This is a genomic window from Bradyrhizobium cajani, from assembly GCF_009759665.1.
Lineage (GTDB): Bacteria > Pseudomonadota > Alphaproteobacteria > Rhizobiales > Xanthobacteraceae > Bradyrhizobium > Bradyrhizobium cajani.
The window spans coordinates 38,142-56,224 of the sequence record NZ_WQNE01000031.1; the positions used below are offsets into that span (position 1 = coordinate 38,142).

The following is an 18,083-nucleotide window of genomic DNA, read 5'->3' on the forward strand; positions in this document are numbered from 1 at the left end:
CGCGCCTTCATTGCGTGGCGACGCTATCGCCGTCGCCAACCGCAAAGCTCCGCGGCGGCTCGCCACGCTGCGCGATGTCCCACATCTGGAAATAGGCCGCCTCGACGTGGCGGCGGAAGCGGTCGGTGTCGAACAGCGGATGTGTCAGGCGGTTGGCGGCTAGCCGATTGCGGAGTTCGGCGAGGCGCGACGGATTGGTGGCGAGCTCCCGGGCGAGCGTCTCGTAGTCTGCGATGCTGTGGGTCACCAACTCGGGCAGCCCGACAGCGTTGAGCAGGCTGGCGCCGACGCGGCCGGAAAAGCCTTCGCCGAGTTGTGTCAGCACGGGCAGGCCGGCCCAGAGCGCATCGCTGGCGGTGGTATGCGCGTTGTAGGGCAGCGTGTCGAGAAACAGGTCGGCCAGGCGATGCCGGGCGAGATGATCTTCGGGCGGCAGGGGCCGGGCGAAGACGAGGCGCGCCGGATCGACGCCGCGCTTTTCGGCCTCGCGGCGAAGATTTTGCATCGTCGGCTCGTGGTCGGCGAAAAGCCACAGCGCGCTGCCCTCGACGGCGCCCAGCAGCCGTATCCACACGTCGAACGTCTCGGGCCCGATCTTCCAGCTCTGATTGAAGCAGCAGAACACGAAGCCCCGCTCGGGAAGGCCGGCGTCCTGCCGCGTCGGCGTGTGCGCGGCGATACTGCGCGTGCTGTCGTTGGCCTGATACGAGTGGGGCAGGTGCACGATCTTTTCGCTATAGAACGCCTGATGCTCGAATGGTGCGACTATCGCGTCGGCAATGACGTAATCGATGAAGTCGGCGCCGGTGCTGCCGGGATAACCGAGATAGCTGACCTGAACGGGGGCGGGGCGATGGGCGAGAACCTCCAGCCGGGCATCCTTGGTGTGGCCCTTGAGGTCGACGGCAATATCGACCTCCATCTCGTGCAGCATGCCGGCGACCGCCGCATCGCTCATCTCGCTGATGTCGCAGAAGCGATCGAAGGCGGCGGTCAGGCGCTGCCGGTAGGCGCTGCCGTCGTCCGGGCCGGATGACACGCCAATGATCTCGAACCGCGCGCGGTCGTGCCGCTCGAACAGTCCGGCCATCAGATGTGCCGTGGCGTGGTTGTGGAAGTCGGCCGACAGATAGGCGATCCGGATGCGATCATGGTGTCGGACTTCGCGGGTCCAAAGCGGAGCCGCTGCCGGCACCAGGTTCCTGGCGCACCGGAGCTGCAGGCCCAGATCGCCGGTATAGCCGAGCAGGGTGAAGGGCATGACGCCCGGCTTGCCGTCCCTGATTCGGGCCATAGCCGCATCGGCAAGGCTGGCCCGGCGGTCCCAGTCGCAGAGCGCGCCGGCGCACAGCATCATGCCGCTCAAGGCATTGGGATGATCCGGCGCCAGCTGATGCGCGCGCTCGAAGTCCTCCAGGGCCCGCTCGCACTGCTTCATCTCCTGGAGCGCGACGCCGCGGCTGTTGAGCGCGTCGACATAGTCGGGCTTGAGCGCGACGGCCCTGTCGAGGCTGACGAGCGCTTGCTTGAACCTCTTCAGCTCCATCAGCACGCAGCCGATGTTGTGATGAGCCTCGACGAAATCGGGCGCGATCGTCACCGCGCGGGTCAGGCTCTTCAGCACTTCGTCGTACCGCCGCATCTGGAGCAGCGCGATGGCGCGGTTGTTGTGGATGTCGGCATGTGCGGGGTGTAATGCGAGCGCGGCGTCGAAGCTCGCGACCGCTTCGTCAAGCCTCCGCAGGCCTTGCAGCGCCACGCCGCGGTAATTGTGCGCCTCAGCGAAATCGGGCGCCAGCGCGATCGCCTTGTCATGGTCGGCCAGGGCCGCTTCGAGCCGTCCCAATTCCTGAAGCGTGACGCCCCGATTGTGGAATGCCTCGGCATAGGCGGGATTGAGCGCCACGGCACGATCGAAGCTCGCGATGGCGCGGTCGAACAGCCGCATCTGCTGCTGAAGGACGCCGCAATTGTTCCAGGCTTCGGCAAATTCCGGCTTGAGCGCCGACGCTCTTTCAAGACTGGCCAGCGCCTCCTCGAACCGGCCGAGCGCCTTCAGGACGAGGCCGCGATTATAGAAGATCTCGGCATGATCGGGCAGCAGCACCAGCGCCTTGTCGTAGCTCGCCAGCGCCTCGTCGTGTCGCGCGAGCTCCTGAAGCGTGGTCGCGTGATAGAGGAAGTAGAGCGGGTCGGTGCGCTTGAGCCTGATCGCCTTGCCGAGCAGGTCGACAGCGAGATCGGCGCGTCCGACCTGTCGTGCGATCAGGCCGAGATGATACAGCGCGTCCGGGTGATTGGGCTGCATGGCGAGCGTGCGCTGATAGCAGGCTTCAGCCTCCGCAAGCCGGCCAGCCTGATGATGCCAGATCCCGGATTCGAACTCTTCGGCGGCATTCGCGTTGTGCACGCTCGTGAAGCTCGCTGCCTGAGCGGGCGAGATCTGCCCGCGTTTGGCCGCAGACCGGCGCTCCCTGCGATTCATCCGGTGTCCCCGTGATGGAATTTTGCGATTTGCCGATGTCGGCGCCGACCTCCCCGCATGTTGAAGACGACCCAAGCCCGGCCTCTTGAGAATATTTTCGATGCGTGTCACGACGGTGACTGATTGGCATTCCGCCTTTCTCGTTCAACCGCCCGGCCGCGCCAGATGGCCGCACGACAAAATCGGGGAGACCACCGATGATCTACGAAATGCGCGTCTATCGCTGCGTGCCCGGCCGCCTGCCGGCTCTGTTGAAGCGGTTCGAGACGGTGACGCTGAAGCTGTGGGAGAAGCACGGCATCCGCCAGGCCGGCTTCTTCACCACGCTGATCGGTGAATCCAACCAGGAGCTGACCTATTTCCTGGCCTGGGACTCGCTCGGCGAGCGCGAGAAGAAGTGGGGCGCATTCATGACCGATCCGGACTGGCTCGAGGCCCGGGCCAAGTCGGAAGCCGACGGCCAGATCGTCGGCAACATCGTCAGCCAGATCCTGGCGCCGACCGCCTTCTCCGCGGTCAAGTAGCGACCCGCGGCGCGGCGCGGCGGGAACCCTGGCGCAACCCTGATATTCGAGCAGCCTGGGCGGAAGAGGGTTGATCCGACCCTCATCGCCGCTATGGTCGCGGCGAAACGAGGGAAATTGCCTTGAGCTCTTCGAATTCAGCCGCACCGGTCGTCAGCATTGGCACGGTCAAGTTCGGCAACGCGCTGCCGGTCGCGATCATCGCCGGGCCGTGTCAGCTCGAAAGCCGCCAGCATGCGCTGGAGGTGGCCTCGGCGCTGAAGGAGATCGCGGCGCGGCTGAAGATAGGCCTCGTCTACAAGACCTCCTTCGACAAGGCCAACCGCACCAGCGCGTCCGCCGCGCGCGGGCTCGGCCTGGCGCAGTCGCTGCCGATCTTCGCCGAAATCCGATCGTCACTCGGTTTGCCCGTGCTGACCGACGTGCACGAGGCCACGCAGTGCGCCGAGGTGGCGCGGGCGGTGGACATCTTGCAGATCCCCGCCTTCCTGTGCCGGCAGACCGATTTGCTGCTGGCGGCGGCTGCGACCGGCAAGGTCGTCAACGTCAAGAAGGGCCAGTTCCTGGCACCGTGGGACATGGCTAATGTCGTGACCAAGATCACCAGCGCCAACAATCCCAACGTGCTCGTCACCGAACGCGGTGCCTCCTTCGGCTACAACACGCTGGTCTCCGACATGCGCGCGCTGCCGATCCTGGCGCGCACCACCGGCGCGCCCGTGATCTTCGATGCCACCCATTCGGTGCAGCAGCCCGGCGGGAAGGGGACTTCGTCGGGCGGTGAGCGTGAATTCGTGCCGGTGCTGGCGCGCGCGGCCGTGGCGGTCGGCGTTGCCGGCGTCTTCATCGAGACTCATCCCGATCCCGACCGCGCGCCTTCTGACGGGCCCAACATGGTACCGCTGCGCGAGTTCGAGAGCCTCATTCGCAGGCTGATGGCGTTCGACGCGCTCGCAAAGAATCCGGGCTGATGCAATCAGGCGAGGCGTGGCCGCACGATCACGGCTTGCCGGCCGCCCTCTACGTGATCTCCGGCGCCAGCTTCGCTGCGGCGCTGTCGGCCCGCGCGCTCGATCCGGTGCTGCCGCACGTCGCCGAGGATTTTGGCGTCAGCATCGCGACCGCGGCCGGCTTTGCCGCGGTGTTCGCGTTCACCTTCTCGATCATTCAGCCGATCGTCGGTGCGGCCGCCGATCTGTTCGGCAAGACGCGGCTGATGATCGGCTGTCTCGCGCTGCTCGGCCTCGCCAACATCCTGGGCGCACTCGCGACCTCGTTCTCATTGCTGTTCGCCACCCGCATCCTCGCCGGCATCGGTTCGGGCGGCGTGTTTCCGGTGGCGCTGAGCCTGACCAGCGATCTTGTCGGCCCGGAGAAGCGCCAGGTCGCGATCAGCCGGACGCTCGCGGGCGCCATGACCGGCAATCTGCTCGGCGCCTCGGCCTCCGGACTGATCGGCGATTTCCTCGGCTGGCGCGGCGTGCTGGCGGTGCTCGGCGTGCTCGTGATCGCCGCCTCGATCGCGGTTGCAGCCGGCTTTCGCGGCGCCAAGGTCAAGCATCCGCCGAAGACGAGCCTGTCGGCGCTGAAGGCCGGCTATCGCACCATCTTCACCAATCCCAATGCTTACGTGTGCTATACGGCCGTGTTCGTCGAAGGCTGCTGTGTGCTCGGCCTGTTTCCCTACATCGCCTCCTTCTTGTTCGAGCTCGGGCAGACCTCGCTGTCGATTGCCGGCATCGTCATCGCGGGCTTTGCGGTCGGCGGCCTGTTCTACACGCTGACGGTGTCGCGCCTGCTGCCGCGGCTCGGCGTCAAGGGCATGATGATCGCGGGCATGACGCTGGTCGCCTCGCAGCTCGTCGCCGTGGCCTTCGGCCCGCGCTGGGAGATCCAGGCGTTGAACCTCATCGTCATGGGCTGGGGCTTCTACATGGCGCATGGCTGCCTCCAGGTGTTTGCCAGCGAGCTGTCGGTCGAGGCGCGCGCCACCGCGCTGTCGCTGCATTCGTTCTTCTTCTTCATGGGGCAGACGGTGGGGCCGCTCGCCTATGGCTTCGGGCTCCAGCATGCCGGCAAGATGCCGACCCTGCTTGTGAGCGCCGCGATCATGGTCGTGCTGGGCCTCGTCTGTGCCAGGCTGCTCAAGCCGCGCGCACCGGCTGATGCGCGCTGAGGTCTGACCGGTCCTTTATCGGGGCGTCTTTGCGCACCATGACACCGTCAGTCCCCGTATACATGGCACGCGGATTGCTTTGAATCTGGGCAAATCGAGGCCTGAAACCGTGGACGCCCAGATCATCCGCTCGCCCACCGCAGCAAGTGCACCCTGCTCGAGCGGATATTCCGCCAGGCCCCCGCTTCGGCGTTTCCTGACTGATTGCCACAAGGAGTTCAAGGTCGATCAATCCGGCAAGCTCGCCGACTACATTCCCGAGCTGACGCGCGCCGACCCCGATCATTTCGGCATCGCGCTCGTCACCATCGACGGCCATGTCTACGAGGTCGGCGACAGCGCCGTGCCGTTCACGATCCAGTCGGTATCGAAGGCCTTCGTGTTCGCGCTGGCGCTGGAGACGGTGGGCGAGGCACGCGTCGCAGCCACGATCGGGGTCGAGCCGAGCGGCGAAGCTTTCAATTCGATCCGGCTCACCAATGACAACCGCCCCTTCAATCCCATGGTCAATGCCGGCGCCATTGCCTGCTCGGGCCTGATCTACGAGGTCGAGGGGAAGGGCGCCTTCGAGCGCGTCCGGGCCAAACTCAGCAAGTTCGCCGGCCGCGAGCTCGACGTTGATGAGGCCGTGCATGCGTCCGAGACGGCGACCGGCAACCGCAACCGGGCGATTGCCTGGCTGCTACGGAATTACGCGGTGCTGCCCGACGACGTCGACGCCGTGCTCGACGTCTACTTCCGCCAGTGCGCGATCCTGGTGACCGCGCGCGATCTCGCGGTGATGGCGGCCACTCTCGCCAACCGCGGTGTCAATCCGGTGACGGGTCTGCAGGTGATCACGCCGCACATCGTCGCGCGCACTTTGTCGGTGATGACGAGCTCGGGCATGTACGATTATGCCGGCGAGTGGACCTATCGCGTCGGCATCCCCGCCAAGAGCGGTGTCGGCGGCGGCATCGTCGCGGCGCTGCCCTCGCAATTGGGGCTCGGGACTTTCTCGCCGCTGCTCGACAACCACTTCAACAGTGTGCGCGGTCTGAAGGTCTGCGAGGCGCTGTCGGCGCGGTTCGACCTGCACATGCTCAACCGCAACGCCGACGTTCGCACCAGCATCATGGCGGATTACGACATCTACGGTATCTCCTCGCGCCGCAGCCGCCAGCCGCACGAGCAGCAGATCCTCGACGAGCGCCACAGCGACATCCGCGTCCTCGAGCTGGTCGGGGCGATGAATTTCGGCACCATCGACTACGTCACGCGAAGACTGACCAGCGAGCCGCCAAATGCGCCGCTGCTCATCATCGATTTCCGCCGCGTTCCCGATATCACCGCGGCCGGCGCTGAGCTTCTGGGCGAAACGCTGACCGCCCTCGGCAATGCCGGTGTCACCGCCATCCTCTCCGGTTTCGAGGAGGCGTCCGCGGTGTGGACCGCGATCACCGCGCGCACGGCGGAGCCACGGCGGCTGCGCCGCTTCGCGCTGCTCGACGATGCCATCGAATGGGCCGAGGACCAGGTGATCTACCGCTTCGGTGGCTTCACCGATGTCAAGGAGAGCGTGCATCTCGGCGATCAGGCACTGCTGGCCGAGCTCGAGGCCGAAGAGATCGCCGCGATCGTCAAACTGTCGACCACGCGCCACTTCGCCGCCGGCCAGCGCATCATCGCGGCCGGCGAGGCCGCCAATTCGCTGTTCTTTCTCCAGAGCGGCATGGTCAGCGTGAAGCTGCCGAGCGGCGTGCGGCTGGCATCCCTCGGCCCCGGCATGGAATTTGGCGAGATGGCGATTCTGGAGCAAAGCCGCAGCGCCGACGTTTTCGCCGATACGCCCGTCGCCTGCCTCGAACTGCCGCTCGACGGATTTGCCGACTACCGCCGTCTGCACCCGGAGACCTCGCTGAAGATCATGCGCAACCTCGCAGCCATTTTGGCGCGGCGGCTGGTAGCAGCGAATGCGAAAGTCGATCTGCTGAGCGCGTACTGATCACCAATGATGGCGGTGCTCGCTCCCCGAATGCGGCGCAGCGCGCCGCGTCCGGGACACGAGAGAATTATCCCCGCCCGCGATAGGGCGCGACGCCTTGCTCCGGCACCCACAGGCCTTTCGGCACGCGGCCGGTCTGCCAGAACACGTCGATCGGGATGCCGCCGCGCGGATACCAATAGCCGCCGATGCGCAGGTATTTCGGCTTGATCTCACGCACGATGCGCTTGCCGATCATCACGGTGCAGTCTTCGTGGAAGGCGCCGTGATTGCGGAAGCTCGCGATGAAGAGTTTCAGCGACTTCGATTCCAGCAGCCACGCACCCGGCGCGTAGTCGATCATCAGATGCGCGAAATCCGGCTGGCCCGTGACCGGGCAGAGCGAGGTGAATTCCGGCACGGTGAAGCGCACCAGATAATCGGTGTCCTTTTGCGGATTGGGCACGCGGTCGAGCTGGGCTTCTTCCGGTGTGTGCGGCCACTCGACCGCGCGGCCGAGCTGGAGGGATTTTTTCGCCATCGTCGTCACATCCTGTTTCGGGGGGCCGGGATGGACGTAAATGGCGCTGCCGTCAACCAGCCGCGATGGTCTGGATCATGACGATCCGGTCGTTGCCGGACTCGCAGCCCCAGAGTTCGCCCGGCCTGCCGTCGAGCTGGCGGACATTGGCGTTCGCCTTGTCGCTGGCGAACACGTTGAATTTCTCGGTCGCAGGATCGAAACGCACGATGGCGTTGGCCGAGAAATCGGTGAGCCAGACCTTGTCCTTGTCGTCGACATAGACGGCGTAGGTGCGGGGGCGATCGCCCGGCAGCTTCCAGGTCTTCCAGGAGCCGTCGGCAGGGTCGTGCACCGAGACATGGCCGCTGTTCCACTCGCTGACCCAGATCCGGCTCTTCGAATCCGACCAGACCCGCCGCGAGCCCGCGCCCGGCGTCGGCGGCTCGACCACGGCGGCATTGCCCGTCGCGCGGTCAATCTTCGCGATGTAGCTGCCGGCGAGCGAGGCGTACCAGATATCGCCCTTGGGCGTGACCGTGATGCCGTAAGGGCCGACGCCCTTGGGCGCCCTGAACACGTCCATGTCGCCCGAGTGCGGCTTGAGCCGGCCGTAATACCCGGACTGGCCGGTGAACCAGTAGATGCCCTCCTTGTCGAACACGCCGGTGTTGAGATTGGCCGAGGCGAATTTCTCGGGCAGACGGAACAGCGCGACCTTGAGGTCGGATGGATCGACCCGCGCGATCGCATTCTGGCCGCCCTCTGTGATCCAGGGGGCGCCGTCAGGGCCGATCGTCACCCCGTGTGGGGCAGCGCCCTGGCCAAGGCGGACCGTCTTGAAAGTGCCATCTCTGGGATCGAGCCTGCCAAGCAGGCCCTTGCCCTGGGCCGTGAACCAGACCGTGCCGTCAGGAGCCGGGGCGAGGTCGTGCAGGCCGATGTCGGCACTGATCTGGAAATATTTTGTCCGGAACGAGGCTTCCTGCGCAAAACTTGGGCGGGCGGCGAGGAGGGCGGTGCTTGAGACAAGAAACTGGCGGCGATTCATGGCGTTACCCCGACTGTTTCAGATTGAGGTTGGACGCGCAGACCAGATGCCGTCGAGCATAATCGGAGCTGCTTCACGCGTCAGTCGAAGCACGCCGCCCAAGCGTTCACATTTGCTTGCGCTCCGTGTAAGACCCGCGGCACCGATCAGCCCTAACGAACGGAAGTGCACATCATGACCGCCATCATCGACATTATCGGCCGCGAAATTCTCGATAGCCGGGGCAATCCCACCGTCGAAGTCGATGTCGTGCTGGAAGACGGCGCGCTGGGCCGCGCCGCGGTGCCGTCGGGTGCCTCCACCGGCGCTCATGAGGCGGTGGAACTGCGCGACGGCGACAAGGCCCGCTATCTCGGCAAGGGCGTCTCCAAGGCAGTCGGCGCCGTCAATGGCGAGATTTTCGAGGCCTTGAGCGGCCTCGACGTCGAGCAGCAGGCCCAGATCGACCAGATCATGATCGACCTCGACGGTACGCCGAACAAGAGCCGGCTCGGCGCCAACGCCATTCTCGGCGTCTCGCTCGCCTGCGCCAAGGCGGCCGCGAACTCGCTCGACATGCCGCTCTACCGTTACGTCGGCGGCACCTCGGCGCGGCTCCTGCCGGTGCCGATGATGAACATCATCAATGGCGGCGTGCACGCCGACAACCCGATCGACTTCCAGGAGTTCATGATCCTGCCGGTCGGCGCGTCGTCCTTCGCCGAGGGCCTGCGCTACGGCGCGGAGGTCTTCCACACACTGAAGTCCGAGTTGAAGAAGGCCGGCCACAACACCAATGTCGGCGACGAGGGCGGCTTCGCCCCGAATCTGCCGTCGGCCGACGCCGCGCTCGACTTCGTCATGAACGCGATCGGCAAGGCCGGCTACAAGGCGGGCACCGACATCGTGATCGGCCTCGACTGCGCCTCGACCGAGTTCTTCAAGGACGGCAAGTATGTCTATGAAGGCGAGGGCAAGACCCGCTCGATCTCCGAGCAGGCCAAGTACCTTGCCGACCTGGTCTCGCGCTATCCGATCGTGACCATCGAGGACGGCATGTCGGAAGACGACATGGACGGCTGGAAGGAGCTGACCGATCTCATCGGCAGGAAGTGCCAGCTGGTCGGCGACGATCTCTTCGTCACCAACGTCAAGCGCCTCGCCGAAGGCATCAAGGCCGGACGCGCCAACTCGATCCTGATCAAGGTCAACCAGATCGGCACGCTGACCGAGACGCTCGCTGCCGTCGAGATGGCGCACAAGGCCGGCTATACCTCCGTGATGTCGCACCGCTCCGGCGAGACCGAGGATTCCACCATCGCCGACCTCGCGGTTGCCACCAACTGCGGTCAGATCAAGACCGGCTCCCTTGCGCGTTCCGACCGCACCGCCAAATACAACCAGCTCCTGCGCATCGAGCAGCAGCTCGGCAAGCAGGCGCTCTATGGCGGCAAGGCGGCACTGAAGGCGCTGGCATAAGCCGGCGCTTTAACAAGAGCAGGGGGAGGATCGACATGAGCGACGGCAACACCGGACTGCAACTGCGTTCGCTGATCAAGAAGAGCGGAGAGCTCGAAATCTCGCTCGTCGACGTGCCGACCCCCGAGCCCGCCGCGGACGAGGTCGTCGTCCGCGTCGAGGCGGCGCCGATCAACCCGTCCGATCTCGGCCTGCTCGTCGGCGCTGCCGATATGGGCACGGCCAAAGCTTCGGGCCCCAAGCAGGCACCCGTCATCACCGCAAAGGTGCCTGACGGTGCCATGCGCGCGATGGCAGCGCGGCTCGACCAGTCCCTGCCGGTCGGCAATGAAGGTGCCGGCGTCGTCATCAAGACCGGCTCATCGGATGCTGCGAAGGCGCTGATGGGCAAGACGGTCGCGATGATCGGCGGCGCGATGTATTCGCAGTATCGCACCGTGAAGGCGCGGGATTGTCAGCCGCTGCCCGAAGGCACGACGGCGGCGGAGGGCGCATCCTGGTTCGTCAATCCGCTCACCGCGCTCGGCATGACCGAGACCATGCGGCGCGAGGGCCACAAGGCGCTGGTGCACACCGCGGCCGCCTCCAATCTAGGCCAGATGCTGAACAAGATCTGCCTTGCCGACGGCATTCCGCTCGTCAACATCGTGCGCAGCAAGGAGCAGGCCGACATCCTGAAGAAGATCGGCGCCAAATACGTCGTCGACGCCAGCGTGCCGGGCTTCCTCGACGATCTCACGGCCGCGCTGGTCGAGACCGGGGCAACCATCGCCTTCGACGCGATCGGCGGCGGCAAGCTTGCCGGCGACATCCTCAATTGCATGGAAGTCGCGATCAACAAGACCGCGAAGGAATACAGCCGCTACGGCTCCAGCGTGCACAAGCAGGTCTATGTCTATGGCGCGCTCGACGTCCGTCCGATCGAGCTGCCGCGCGGCTTCGGCATGGCCTGGGGTGTCGGCGGCTGGCTGCTGACCCCGTTCCTCCAGAAGATCGGGCCGGCCGATATCGGACGGCTGCGTCAGCGGGTCGTGAATGAGTTGAAGACCACCTTCGCCAGCCACTACACCAAGGTGGTGTCGCTTCCCGAGGCGCTCGATCCTGCCAACATCGCGGTCTATGCCAAGCGCGCCACCGGCGAAAAATTCCTCATCAACCCAAATAAATAATCGTGATCTGCGACGGCACGTCACCGAAAGAAGGCCTTGCCTTCTGAGCGAAGCAGGGGATTATTCCCGCCGCCGTTGAAAGCGGAAAATCCGCAGGGCGCTCAGAAGGGGGACCTCTCCATGACTGACTTGACTCGTCGCCATTTGCTGACAGGCGCTGCCGCCATCGGTGCGGCAGCCGTGACCGGACTTCAACCGACCACCGCCAACGCCTCGGTGCCGCCGAGCGGAACGCAGGCGCCGGGCTTCTACCGCTATAAGGTCGGCAGCTACGAGTGCACCTCGATCAATGACGGCGCACGCACCTTCCCGATGCCGGACAAGTTCGTCGTCAACGTTCCGAAGGACGAGGCGCTCGCCGCGGGCGAGGCGGCCTACATGCCGAAGGGCATGGTCACGGTGCCGTTCAACCCGCAGCTCATCAACACCGGCTCCAAGCTCGTTCTGATCGACACCGGCAACGGCGTTGCGAATTTCGAGGCAAGCAAGGGCGCGGTCGGCCGCATGCTGCAGAATCTCCAGGCTGCTGGCGTCGACCCGAAGAACATCGACGTCGTGCTGCTCTCGCATCTGCATCCCGACCACACCAACGGCATCCGCCTCGCCGACGGCGCGCTCGCCTTCCCGAACGCGGAGATCATGGTGCCGGGCAAGGACTGGGAATTCTGGACCAGTGAGGACAATGCCGCCAAGGCCGAGTCCAATCCGATGATGAAGAACTACTTTGCCAACGTGAAGAAGACCTTTGCCGGCCTCGAGTCCAAGGTGACGAAGTACGAGTGGGGCAAGGAAGTCGCGCCGGGCATCACCTCGATCGCGACGCCGGGCCACACGCCTGGTCACACCTCGTTCGCGGTCGCGTCGGGTGATGCCAAGGTGCTGATCCAGTCCGACGTCACCAACATTCCGGAATTCTTCCTGCGCAATCCGGACTGGCACGTGATGTTCGACACCGACGCCGCGATGGCGCAGGCGACCCGCCACAAGTTCTACGACATGGCGGCGGCCGAGAAGGCGACCGTGATTGGCTTCCACTTCACCTTCCCCTCGGTGGGGCATGTCGAGAAGGACGGCGCCAAATATCGCCTGATCCCGTCGGCGTGGAATCCGACGATCTGATTGGAAGCGACCGTTTGCGTAGATGATCGGGCCGCCGCTCGGCGGCCCGATTGTTTTGGGCGAACATCTGCTTTCGCGAAACGCAGCGTTTCCAAATCAGTCCGGTTCATGCACTTGCATCCATCGATCGGGATCGATTAAGTGCCGCCCGGCACTCCCGCTCAAGCCCTCGAGGACACCCCCATGGCCTACAATATCGTCGTGATCGCCGGCAGCCTGCGCAAGGACAGTTTTTCGCTGAAGATCGCCAACGCGCTGGCGAAGCTCGCACCGGCTACTCTCAAGCTCGAGGTCATCACTCCGGCGGGCATCTCGTTCTTCAATCAGGATCTCGAGAGTGCGCCGCCCGCGGACTGGCTGGCCTTCCGCGACAAGCTTCAGAAATCGGACGGTGTCATCTTCATCACCCCTGAATACAACCGCGCGATCCCTGGCGTTCTGAAGAATGCCATCGACGTCGCCTCGCGCCCTTATGGCAAGAGCTCGTTCAACGGCAAGCCGGTCGGCATCATCTCGAACTCGCCGGGTCCGCTCGGCGGCGTCAGCGCCGCCAAGACGCTTCAGAACATCCTGCCGGGCATTTCCGGCCCGATCATGCAGCAGCCGGAGACCTACCTGACTGCAATCGGCGATGCCTTCGATGCCGAGGGCAACTTGACCAAGGACTCCCTGAAGCCCGTGCTCCAGGTCTATATCGACGCGTTCGCTGCCCACGTGGCGAAGCACCACGGCTGAGACTTTCCGCCAAGGCTACCCAACTCTCCGTCATGGCCGGGCTTGTCCCGGCCATCCACGTTTTTGCCCGCGGCCACACCATAAGTTCTCATCCTGAGGACGAGGCCGATCAATGGTCGGCCTCTACGATTGGACCCTCGAGAACGCAAGACTAGCTTGCCATGCGCTGCCTCAGGCTCTGGTAGAACGCCGTCTCGAAGTTCATGTAACCGATGAACGACGTTGGATCACCGAAGGGGAGAATCTGGGTGGCCCAGAACCCGCCGAACCCGTTCTGCCGGTCGATCCAGTAGAACAGGTTGGCAAGGCCGGCCCAGCCAAGCGCGCCGGCGGGACGTCCCGTCGGGGCTTCTTCGTCGTTGATCATAAAGGTCAGCCCCCACGACTTGGACTGGCCCGGGAAGAACTCCGCGTCATTGCACAGCGAGGGAATGACTCCGCTGATCGGCGTCACCTTCTTGTCGCCGAGATGGTTCTTCTCCGCCATGCGCACGGTTTCGGCCTTCAGCACGCGGCCGTACTCGCCCACTCCGTCATTCAGCCACATGCGGATGAAGCGCATGTAGTCGCCGATGGTGCCGTAGAGCCCGTGACCGCCCATATGAACTTCGGGCTTGGCCGGCAGTTCGAAATCCATCGGCGTCAGCGAGCCGTCGGCGTTTCGCGCGTGGATACCGGCCAGCCGTTGGCGCATCGGCTCGGTCAGTTCGAAGGTTATATCCTTGATCCCGAGCGGTTCGAAGATGCGCGCCTTGAAGACGTCACCGAGCCGTCGGTCCGCGATGGCTTCGACGATCTGGCCGCACCAATCGATGTTGGTCCCATAGTCCCACCGCTCGCCCGGATCGAACAAGAGCGGGGTCATCAGGCAGGCTTTGGTCGCGGTGATCACGCTGGGCTGACCCTTTTCCTGGGCGAGCCGATTGTAGGTCTGGTTGATGAAATCGTAGCTCAGTCCTGCTGTGTGAGTCATCAGCATGCGGGTGGTGATATCGCGCTTCGGCGGACGCAGGATCGGCTCGCCCTTGTCGTCAAAACCATCGATCACCTGGAGCTTGCCAATCTCGGGCGCGTAGCGCTGCGCAGGCGCGTCGAGATCGAGCTTGCCATCCTCGACAAGTTGCAGAACCGCCGTACCGGTAATCGCCTTCGTCGTGGAGAAGATGGCAAAGATGCTGTCGGTCGTCACGTCGGCCGCAGAATCGAGACGGCGCTTGCCGGCCGCGCCCTCGTAGATGTTGCGGTAGCGGTTCGTCACCATCGCGACGACGCCCGGTACGCCCGGCGTGGATGCAACGACGCCGTCGAGAACGGCGTCTGCCGTCGCGCCAAAATTCATGATCATGATTGTCCTCCCGTCTGAATTGGAATTGTTCACTCGACATGGCGCTTGGCGCGCGGTCAGTTCATGGCAAAGCCCTGGTAGGCGCTCGCCGCGACCTCGTCGCATTTCTGGCGATAGACACCGACGCCGCCGCAGTAGGAAAGGATGCGGCGCGGCTTGCCTTCGACGTTCGAGCCCAGGTACCAGGAATTGGTCTTCGCGATCAGCGTCGCGTTGGCGATCTCGTCGTGATGCGTCACCCAGCCATCTTCCGCGTCCTTGGTCGGCTCGATCACCTTCAGGTCCTTGGCCCGCATGTACCTGATGCAGTTGTCGATCCATTCGACCTGCTGCTGCAGGCACGTTGTCATGTTGCACAGCGCAGCCGAAGGCGCGAGCGGCACGGCTGTCGTGAACAGGTTGGGGTAGCCGTGAACCTGCAGGCCCATCGTCGTGCGAATATCCCTGGCCCAATCCTCTCTAAGCGATCGTCCGCTCCGCCCCCTGATATCGATGCGGGTCAGGGCGCCAGTACCGGCGTCGAAGCCGGTTGCAAGAATGATGATATCGAGCTCATGGACCGTGCCGTCGGCGGTCTGGATGCCCTTCGGCGTCACGCGTTCGATCGGATTGTTCTTGACGCTGACGATCTCGACATTGGGACGATGGAAGGCCTCGAGGAAGTTCTGCTCGAGCGGCACCCGGTGCGTCCCGAAACCATAGTCCGCGGGGATCAGGAGGTCGCACAGCTTCGGATCCTTGAGCCGCTCACGCATCTTCTCGCGGACGAATTCCGAGATTTCGGCGTTGACCGCCTCTTCGAAGAACAGCTCGGCAAAGGACGAGATCCACAGCTTCAGCGAGCCGTCATTCCAGCAGTCCTCGATCACCTCGCGGCGTTTCTCGGGCGACAGGCCGGCCCACGCATGCTCGAAATCGTATTCGAAACCCGTGAAGGTGTGCGGCAACCGCTGGGTGAAGTGCTCGAACTTGGACTTGTAGGCTTGCGCATCCGCCGCACCGAACTTGGGATTCTTCATCGGGATGATGTATTGGGGCGTGCGGATGAAGACCTTGAGATGGCCGACCTCGCCCGCGATCGTCTGGATGACCTGGATGCCGGTTGCGCCGTTGCCGATGATGCCGACGCGCTTCCCCGCGAGGTCGATCGGCTGCTTCGGCCAGCGTGCTGTGTGGAACAGGCGTCCCTTGAAAGTCTCCTGGCCCGGAAACGACACGTGGGGGGCCGAGAGCATGCCGCAGCAGGTGACCAGGAACTGGGTGTCGATCACATCACCCTTATCGGTCGTGACAAGCCAGCGCTGTGTGGCTTCGTTGAAATGGGCGCTTTTGACCGTTGTGCTGAACTGGATGTCCTTGCGGAGATCGAGACGGTCGGCGACGTAGTTGAGCCAACGTTCGATTTCCGGCTGGCCCGGGAATTTCTCGCTCCAGCTCCATCCCTTATAGAGCTCCTCGGAGAACAGATACTGATAGATATAAGCTTCCGAGTCGAAGCGCGCGCCGGGATAACGATTCCAGTACCAGGTGCCGCCGACGCCGGACGCTGCGTCGATCGCCCTGACCGTCAATCCCTGCTCGCGCAAACGATAGAGCTGATAGAGTCCGGCGACGCCGGCTCCCACCACGACGGCATCGAGCTTTGCCGTCACATGCGCGCCGTTGCTTCCATTGGTCTTGCTTGCGGTTTCCATATTAGTCCCTCCTCACGTTTCCAGAGCGCGCGCGACCTTCCCCCGTCCGTGGTGTCACCGGACGCTGGTGCATCGCGTCATTGTCGGTCCCGGCAGCGCGATAGAATGGGCTCGTTTGGCCCGCGGCTGTTCCGCCGTTTCTCCTGCTCTGCCTGGAACGCGAGAAAGGCTACGAGGCGGCCGGGCTGTGGGGCTTGAACAAAATCGACAATCCTTGGAACGGAGCCCGGCGCCGGACCTCGACACTGTTCGCTTGGCAAACTGCAAAACCGGCTTATGCTGCGCTCCCGCCGTTCGGCCAATGAGAAGCAGCAGCGGTCAACCGCGCTACGGAATCCCAAGGAGGAGGCTCGCGCGATGGGCCAATTCATCACGGTCGAGGAGCTGCCACGTTATGCGCCCGGCGAGCTGATGCTGGACAGTTCGGCTGTGGGCAAATCCGACTTTCGGTTGCGCGTCTTCCGTTATGCGCCATCCGACATCTGGGTCCCGCCGAACGAGAACTTCCTGATCGTCGTCTACCGCGAAGGCACGACGTCGATGAACCGCCGCGTGACCGGGGCCTGGAAGCAGGATCATGTCGGCCGCGGCGTCACAACACTGCTAACGCGTGCGGAGCCTTCGAACTGGCGCTGGAGCCACGACATCGAGGTCAGCCATTTCTACATTTCCCCGAAGGTGATGGCGAAGACAGCGAGCGAAGCGTTCGACCGCGATCCGGAAGGCATCGAGCTTCACGACCTGCTCAGGATCGAGGATCCGGTGCTGACCTGGATCGGCGACCGCATGGTGCAGGAGGTGTCCGAAGGATCTCCCGGCGGGCGGCTTTGCTACGATGCGCTGGCACTCCAGGCGAGCGTGCACCTCCTGCGAAGATATGCCTCCGTGCAATTCAAGATGCCCTGTGCACAGGGGCGCTTCAGGCCGGCCCACGCGCGGCTGATCGAGGACTATATCGAGCAGAACATCTCGAGGAACATCACGCTCGAGGAACTCGCCAATATCTGCAACTGCACGCCGGTGCAGTTTGCGCGCAAATTCCAGGTGCACTACGGCATGCGGCCGCATGCCTATGTACTGAGCCGAAAGGTGGAGCGCGCGTGCCAACACCTGCGCAAGGATCGGCTCGCTCTGAAGGAGATTGCGCTCTTGAGCGGATTTTCCGATCAGAGCCATCTCAACCGGATCTTTCGCAGACACCTGAACATCACGCCCGCAGAATATCGCAAGAGCTGCCTGAGTTAGTCCTACTGCGTCACAATCGGCCTCGCTCCCGACCACGAAGGTTGGGTATGCGATGACTTGGAATTAGCGCTCCCTTAACCAATCTGTCCCATCATTTCAGGAATGGTCTCTCGCGCGCGCCTCAAATCGATCCTGACCGGCCTGGCCCTCTACGCGATGGCGGCAGCCATCGTCGGCTATTTCGGCGTCAACGCCTATACCGGCAAATACGGCCTCAACGCCCGCCAGGAACTCGACCAGGAGATCATCGCCCTGACCAGTGAACTGGCGCAGCTCAAGCGCGAGCGCGCCAGAAGCGAGCAGCGGGTCTCGCTGCTGCGCACCTCGCGGATCGATCCGGACATGCTGGACGAGCGGGCGCGTTACCAGCTCGACTACGTCAATCCGCATGATCTGGTTCGGATGATCCCGCAGAAATAGCGCATTCCGCGCCATTCGAAATCGATAGCGAAGGCCGTCGCCGCCGGACCGCCTTGGTGGCACGAAAGTCGTAGGTCCGGAGCGCACCGCCGCCTTGACGGTGGCGCCGGAACAGGCTCATGCCTTCTGTCGCTGTCGCCCGAGGTTGACGCAGATCAATCAGGCCGCGCCGGCACAGC

At 64.1% G+C, this 18,083-nt stretch carries 15 protein-coding genes; 10 read left to right on the forward strand and 5 right to left on the reverse strand.

What is annotated here, in order from left to right; all coding sequences use genetic code 11:
- Positions 1 to 7 precede the first annotated feature (7 nt).
- Positions 8 to 2,485: a tetratricopeptide repeat protein gene (locus GPL20_RS29535; RefSeq protein ID WP_157334296.1), complete on the reverse strand. Its 2,478-nt coding sequence runs from the start codon at positions 2,483 to 2,485 to the stop codon at positions 8 to 10.
- A 197-nt stretch (positions 2,486 to 2,682) separates the two neighbouring features.
- Between GPL20_RS29535 and GPL20_RS29540 the strand changes: the two genes are divergently transcribed.
- The 4 genes from GPL20_RS29540 (at position 2,683) to glsA (ending at position 7,169) form a co-directional block, all read left to right on the forward strand.
- Complete coding sequence (locus GPL20_RS29540) at positions 2,683 to 3,009, forward strand: NIPSNAP family protein (protein ID WP_157334298.1); 327 nt, start codon at positions 2,683 to 2,685, stop codon at positions 3,007 to 3,009.
- A 122-nt stretch (positions 3,010 to 3,131) separates the two neighbouring features.
- Entirely contained in the window at positions 3,132 to 3,980 is an 849-nt protein-coding gene (gene kdsA / locus GPL20_RS29545; protein WP_157334300.1) for a 3-deoxy-8-phosphooctulonate synthase, read from the forward strand.
- Entirely contained in the window at positions 3,980 to 5,185 is a 1,206-nt protein-coding gene (locus GPL20_RS29550; RefSeq protein ID WP_157334302.1) for an MFS transporter, read from the forward strand. The genes kdsA and GPL20_RS29550 overlap by 1 nt, the downstream gene beginning before the upstream one ends.
- Positions 5,186 to 5,294: 109 nt before the next feature.
- Positions 5,295 to 7,169 (forward strand): glutaminase A, encoded by a 1,875-nt coding sequence (glsA, locus tag GPL20_RS29555; protein ID WP_254126442.1) that lies wholly within the window; start codon positions 5,295 to 5,297, stop codon positions 7,167 to 7,169.
- Positions 7,170 to 7,236: 67 nt separating this feature from the next.
- Here the strand turns inward: glsA and queF are convergent, their stop codons facing one another.
- The gene (gene queF, locus GPL20_RS29560; protein WP_157334304.1) at positions 7,237 to 7,689 is read right to left on the reverse strand and encodes a preQ(1) synthase; all 453 of its coding nucleotides are present in this window, start codon (positions 7,687 to 7,689) and stop codon (positions 7,237 to 7,239) included.
- A gap of 52 nt (positions 7,690 to 7,741) precedes the next feature.
- On the reverse strand, positions 7,742 to 8,719 hold the full coding sequence (locus GPL20_RS29565; protein ID WP_157334306.1) for a Vgb family protein: 978 nt from the start codon (positions 8,717 to 8,719) through the stop codon (positions 7,742 to 7,744).
- Positions 8,720 to 8,893: 174 nt separating this feature from the next.
- Here GPL20_RS29565 and eno point away from each other — a divergent pair, with 174 nt between their 5' ends.
- The 4 genes from eno to GPL20_RS29585 all read left to right on the forward strand — a co-directional run bounded on the left by eno (position 8,894) and on the right by GPL20_RS29585 (position 13,200).
- Positions 8,894 to 10,177 carry a phosphopyruvate hydratase gene (gene eno, locus GPL20_RS29570; RefSeq protein WP_157334308.1) on the forward strand — a complete coding sequence of 428 codons (1,284 nt, stop codon included), beginning with the start codon at positions 8,894 to 8,896 and terminating at the stop codon, positions 10,175 to 10,177.
- A gap of 35 nt (positions 10,178 to 10,212) precedes the next feature.
- Complete coding sequence (locus GPL20_RS29575; protein WP_157334310.1) at positions 10,213 to 11,346, forward strand: zinc-binding dehydrogenase; 1,134 nt, start codon at positions 10,213 to 10,215, stop codon at positions 11,344 to 11,346.
- A gap of 120 nt (positions 11,347 to 11,466) precedes the next feature.
- Positions 11,467 to 12,465: an MBL fold metallo-hydrolase gene (locus GPL20_RS29580; protein WP_157334312.1), complete on the forward strand. Its 999-nt coding sequence runs from the start codon at positions 11,467 to 11,469 to the stop codon at positions 12,463 to 12,465.
- Positions 12,466 to 12,648: 183 nt separating this feature from the next.
- Positions 12,649 to 13,200, forward strand: coding sequence for an NADPH-dependent FMN reductase (locus GPL20_RS29585; RefSeq protein WP_157334314.1), 552 nt, complete (start codon positions 12,649 to 12,651; stop codon positions 13,198 to 13,200).
- A gap of 151 nt (positions 13,201 to 13,351) precedes the next feature.
- Here the strand turns inward: GPL20_RS29585 and acmB are convergent, their stop codons facing one another.
- Together acmB and GPL20_RS29595 are read right to left on the reverse strand one after the other, a co-directional pair.
- Positions 13,352 to 14,545: a methyl acetate hydrolase AcmB gene (gene acmB / locus GPL20_RS29590; RefSeq protein ID WP_157334316.1), complete on the reverse strand. Its 1,194-nt coding sequence runs from the start codon at positions 14,543 to 14,545 to the stop codon at positions 13,352 to 13,354.
- A gap of 56 nt (positions 14,546 to 14,601) precedes the next feature.
- Positions 14,602 to 16,239, reverse strand: coding sequence for a flavin-containing monooxygenase (locus tag GPL20_RS29595; protein WP_157334318.1), 1,638 nt, complete (start codon positions 16,237 to 16,239; stop codon positions 14,602 to 14,604).
- A 357-nt stretch (positions 16,240 to 16,596) separates the two neighbouring features.
- On the opposite strand from GPL20_RS29595, the gene GPL20_RS29600 reads away from it, so the two are divergent.
- Positions 16,597 to 17,484 carry a helix-turn-helix domain-containing protein gene (locus tag GPL20_RS29600; RefSeq protein WP_157334320.1) on the forward strand — a complete coding sequence of 296 codons (888 nt, stop codon included), beginning with the start codon at positions 16,597 to 16,599 and terminating at the stop codon, positions 17,482 to 17,484.
- Between the two features lie 102 nt (positions 17,485 to 17,586).
- The gene (locus GPL20_RS29605) at positions 17,587 to 17,904 is read left to right on the forward strand and encodes an FtsB family cell division protein (RefSeq protein ID WP_157334322.1); all 318 of its coding nucleotides are present in this window, start codon (positions 17,587 to 17,589) and stop codon (positions 17,902 to 17,904) included.
- Positions 17,905 to 18,083 lie beyond the last annotated feature (179 nt).

Excerpts from the sequence above, each read along its gene's own strand:
- GPL20_RS29535 (WP_157334296.1), bottom strand. The coding sequence starts at position 2,485 with ATGAATCGCAGGGAGCGCCGGTCTGCGGCCAAACGCGGGCAGATCTCG.
- GPL20_RS29540 (WP_157334298.1), top strand. The coding sequence starts at position 2,683 with ATGATCTACGAAATGCGCGTCTATCGCTGCGTGCCCGGCCGCCTGCCG.
- GPL20_RS29550 (WP_157334302.1), top strand. The coding sequence starts at position 3,980 with ATGCAATCAGGCGAGGCGTGGCCGCACGATCACGGCTTGCCGGCCGCC.
- queF (WP_157334304.1), bottom strand. The coding sequence starts at position 7,689 with ATGGCGAAAAAATCCCTCCAGCTCGGCCGCGCGGTCGAGTGGCCGCAC.
- GPL20_RS29565 (WP_157334306.1), bottom strand. The coding sequence starts at position 8,719 with ATGAATCGCCGCCAGTTTCTTGTCTCAAGCACCGCCCTCCTCGCCGCC.
- eno (WP_157334308.1), top strand. The coding sequence starts at position 8,894 with ATGACCGCCATCATCGACATTATCGGCCGCGAAATTCTCGATAGCCGG.
- GPL20_RS29575 (WP_157334310.1), top strand. The coding sequence starts at position 10,213 with ATGAGCGACGGCAACACCGGACTGCAACTGCGTTCGCTGATCAAGAAG.
- GPL20_RS29580 (WP_157334312.1), top strand. The coding sequence starts at position 11,467 with ATGACTGACTTGACTCGTCGCCATTTGCTGACAGGCGCTGCCGCCATC.
- GPL20_RS29585 (WP_157334314.1), top strand. The coding sequence starts at position 12,649 with ATGGCCTACAATATCGTCGTGATCGCCGGCAGCCTGCGCAAGGACAGT.
- acmB (WP_157334316.1), bottom strand. The coding sequence starts at position 14,545 with ATGATCATGAATTTTGGCGCGACGGCAGACGCCGTTCTCGACGGCGTC.
- GPL20_RS29595 (WP_157334318.1), bottom strand. The coding sequence starts at position 16,239 with ATGGAAACCGCAAGCAAGACCAATGGAAGCAACGGCGCGCATGTGACG.
- GPL20_RS29600 (WP_157334320.1), top strand. The coding sequence starts at position 16,597 with ATGGGCCAATTCATCACGGTCGAGGAGCTGCCACGTTATGCGCCCGGC.
- GPL20_RS29605 (WP_157334322.1), top strand. The coding sequence starts at position 17,587 with ATGGTCTCTCGCGCGCGCCTCAAATCGATCCTGACCGGCCTGGCCCTC.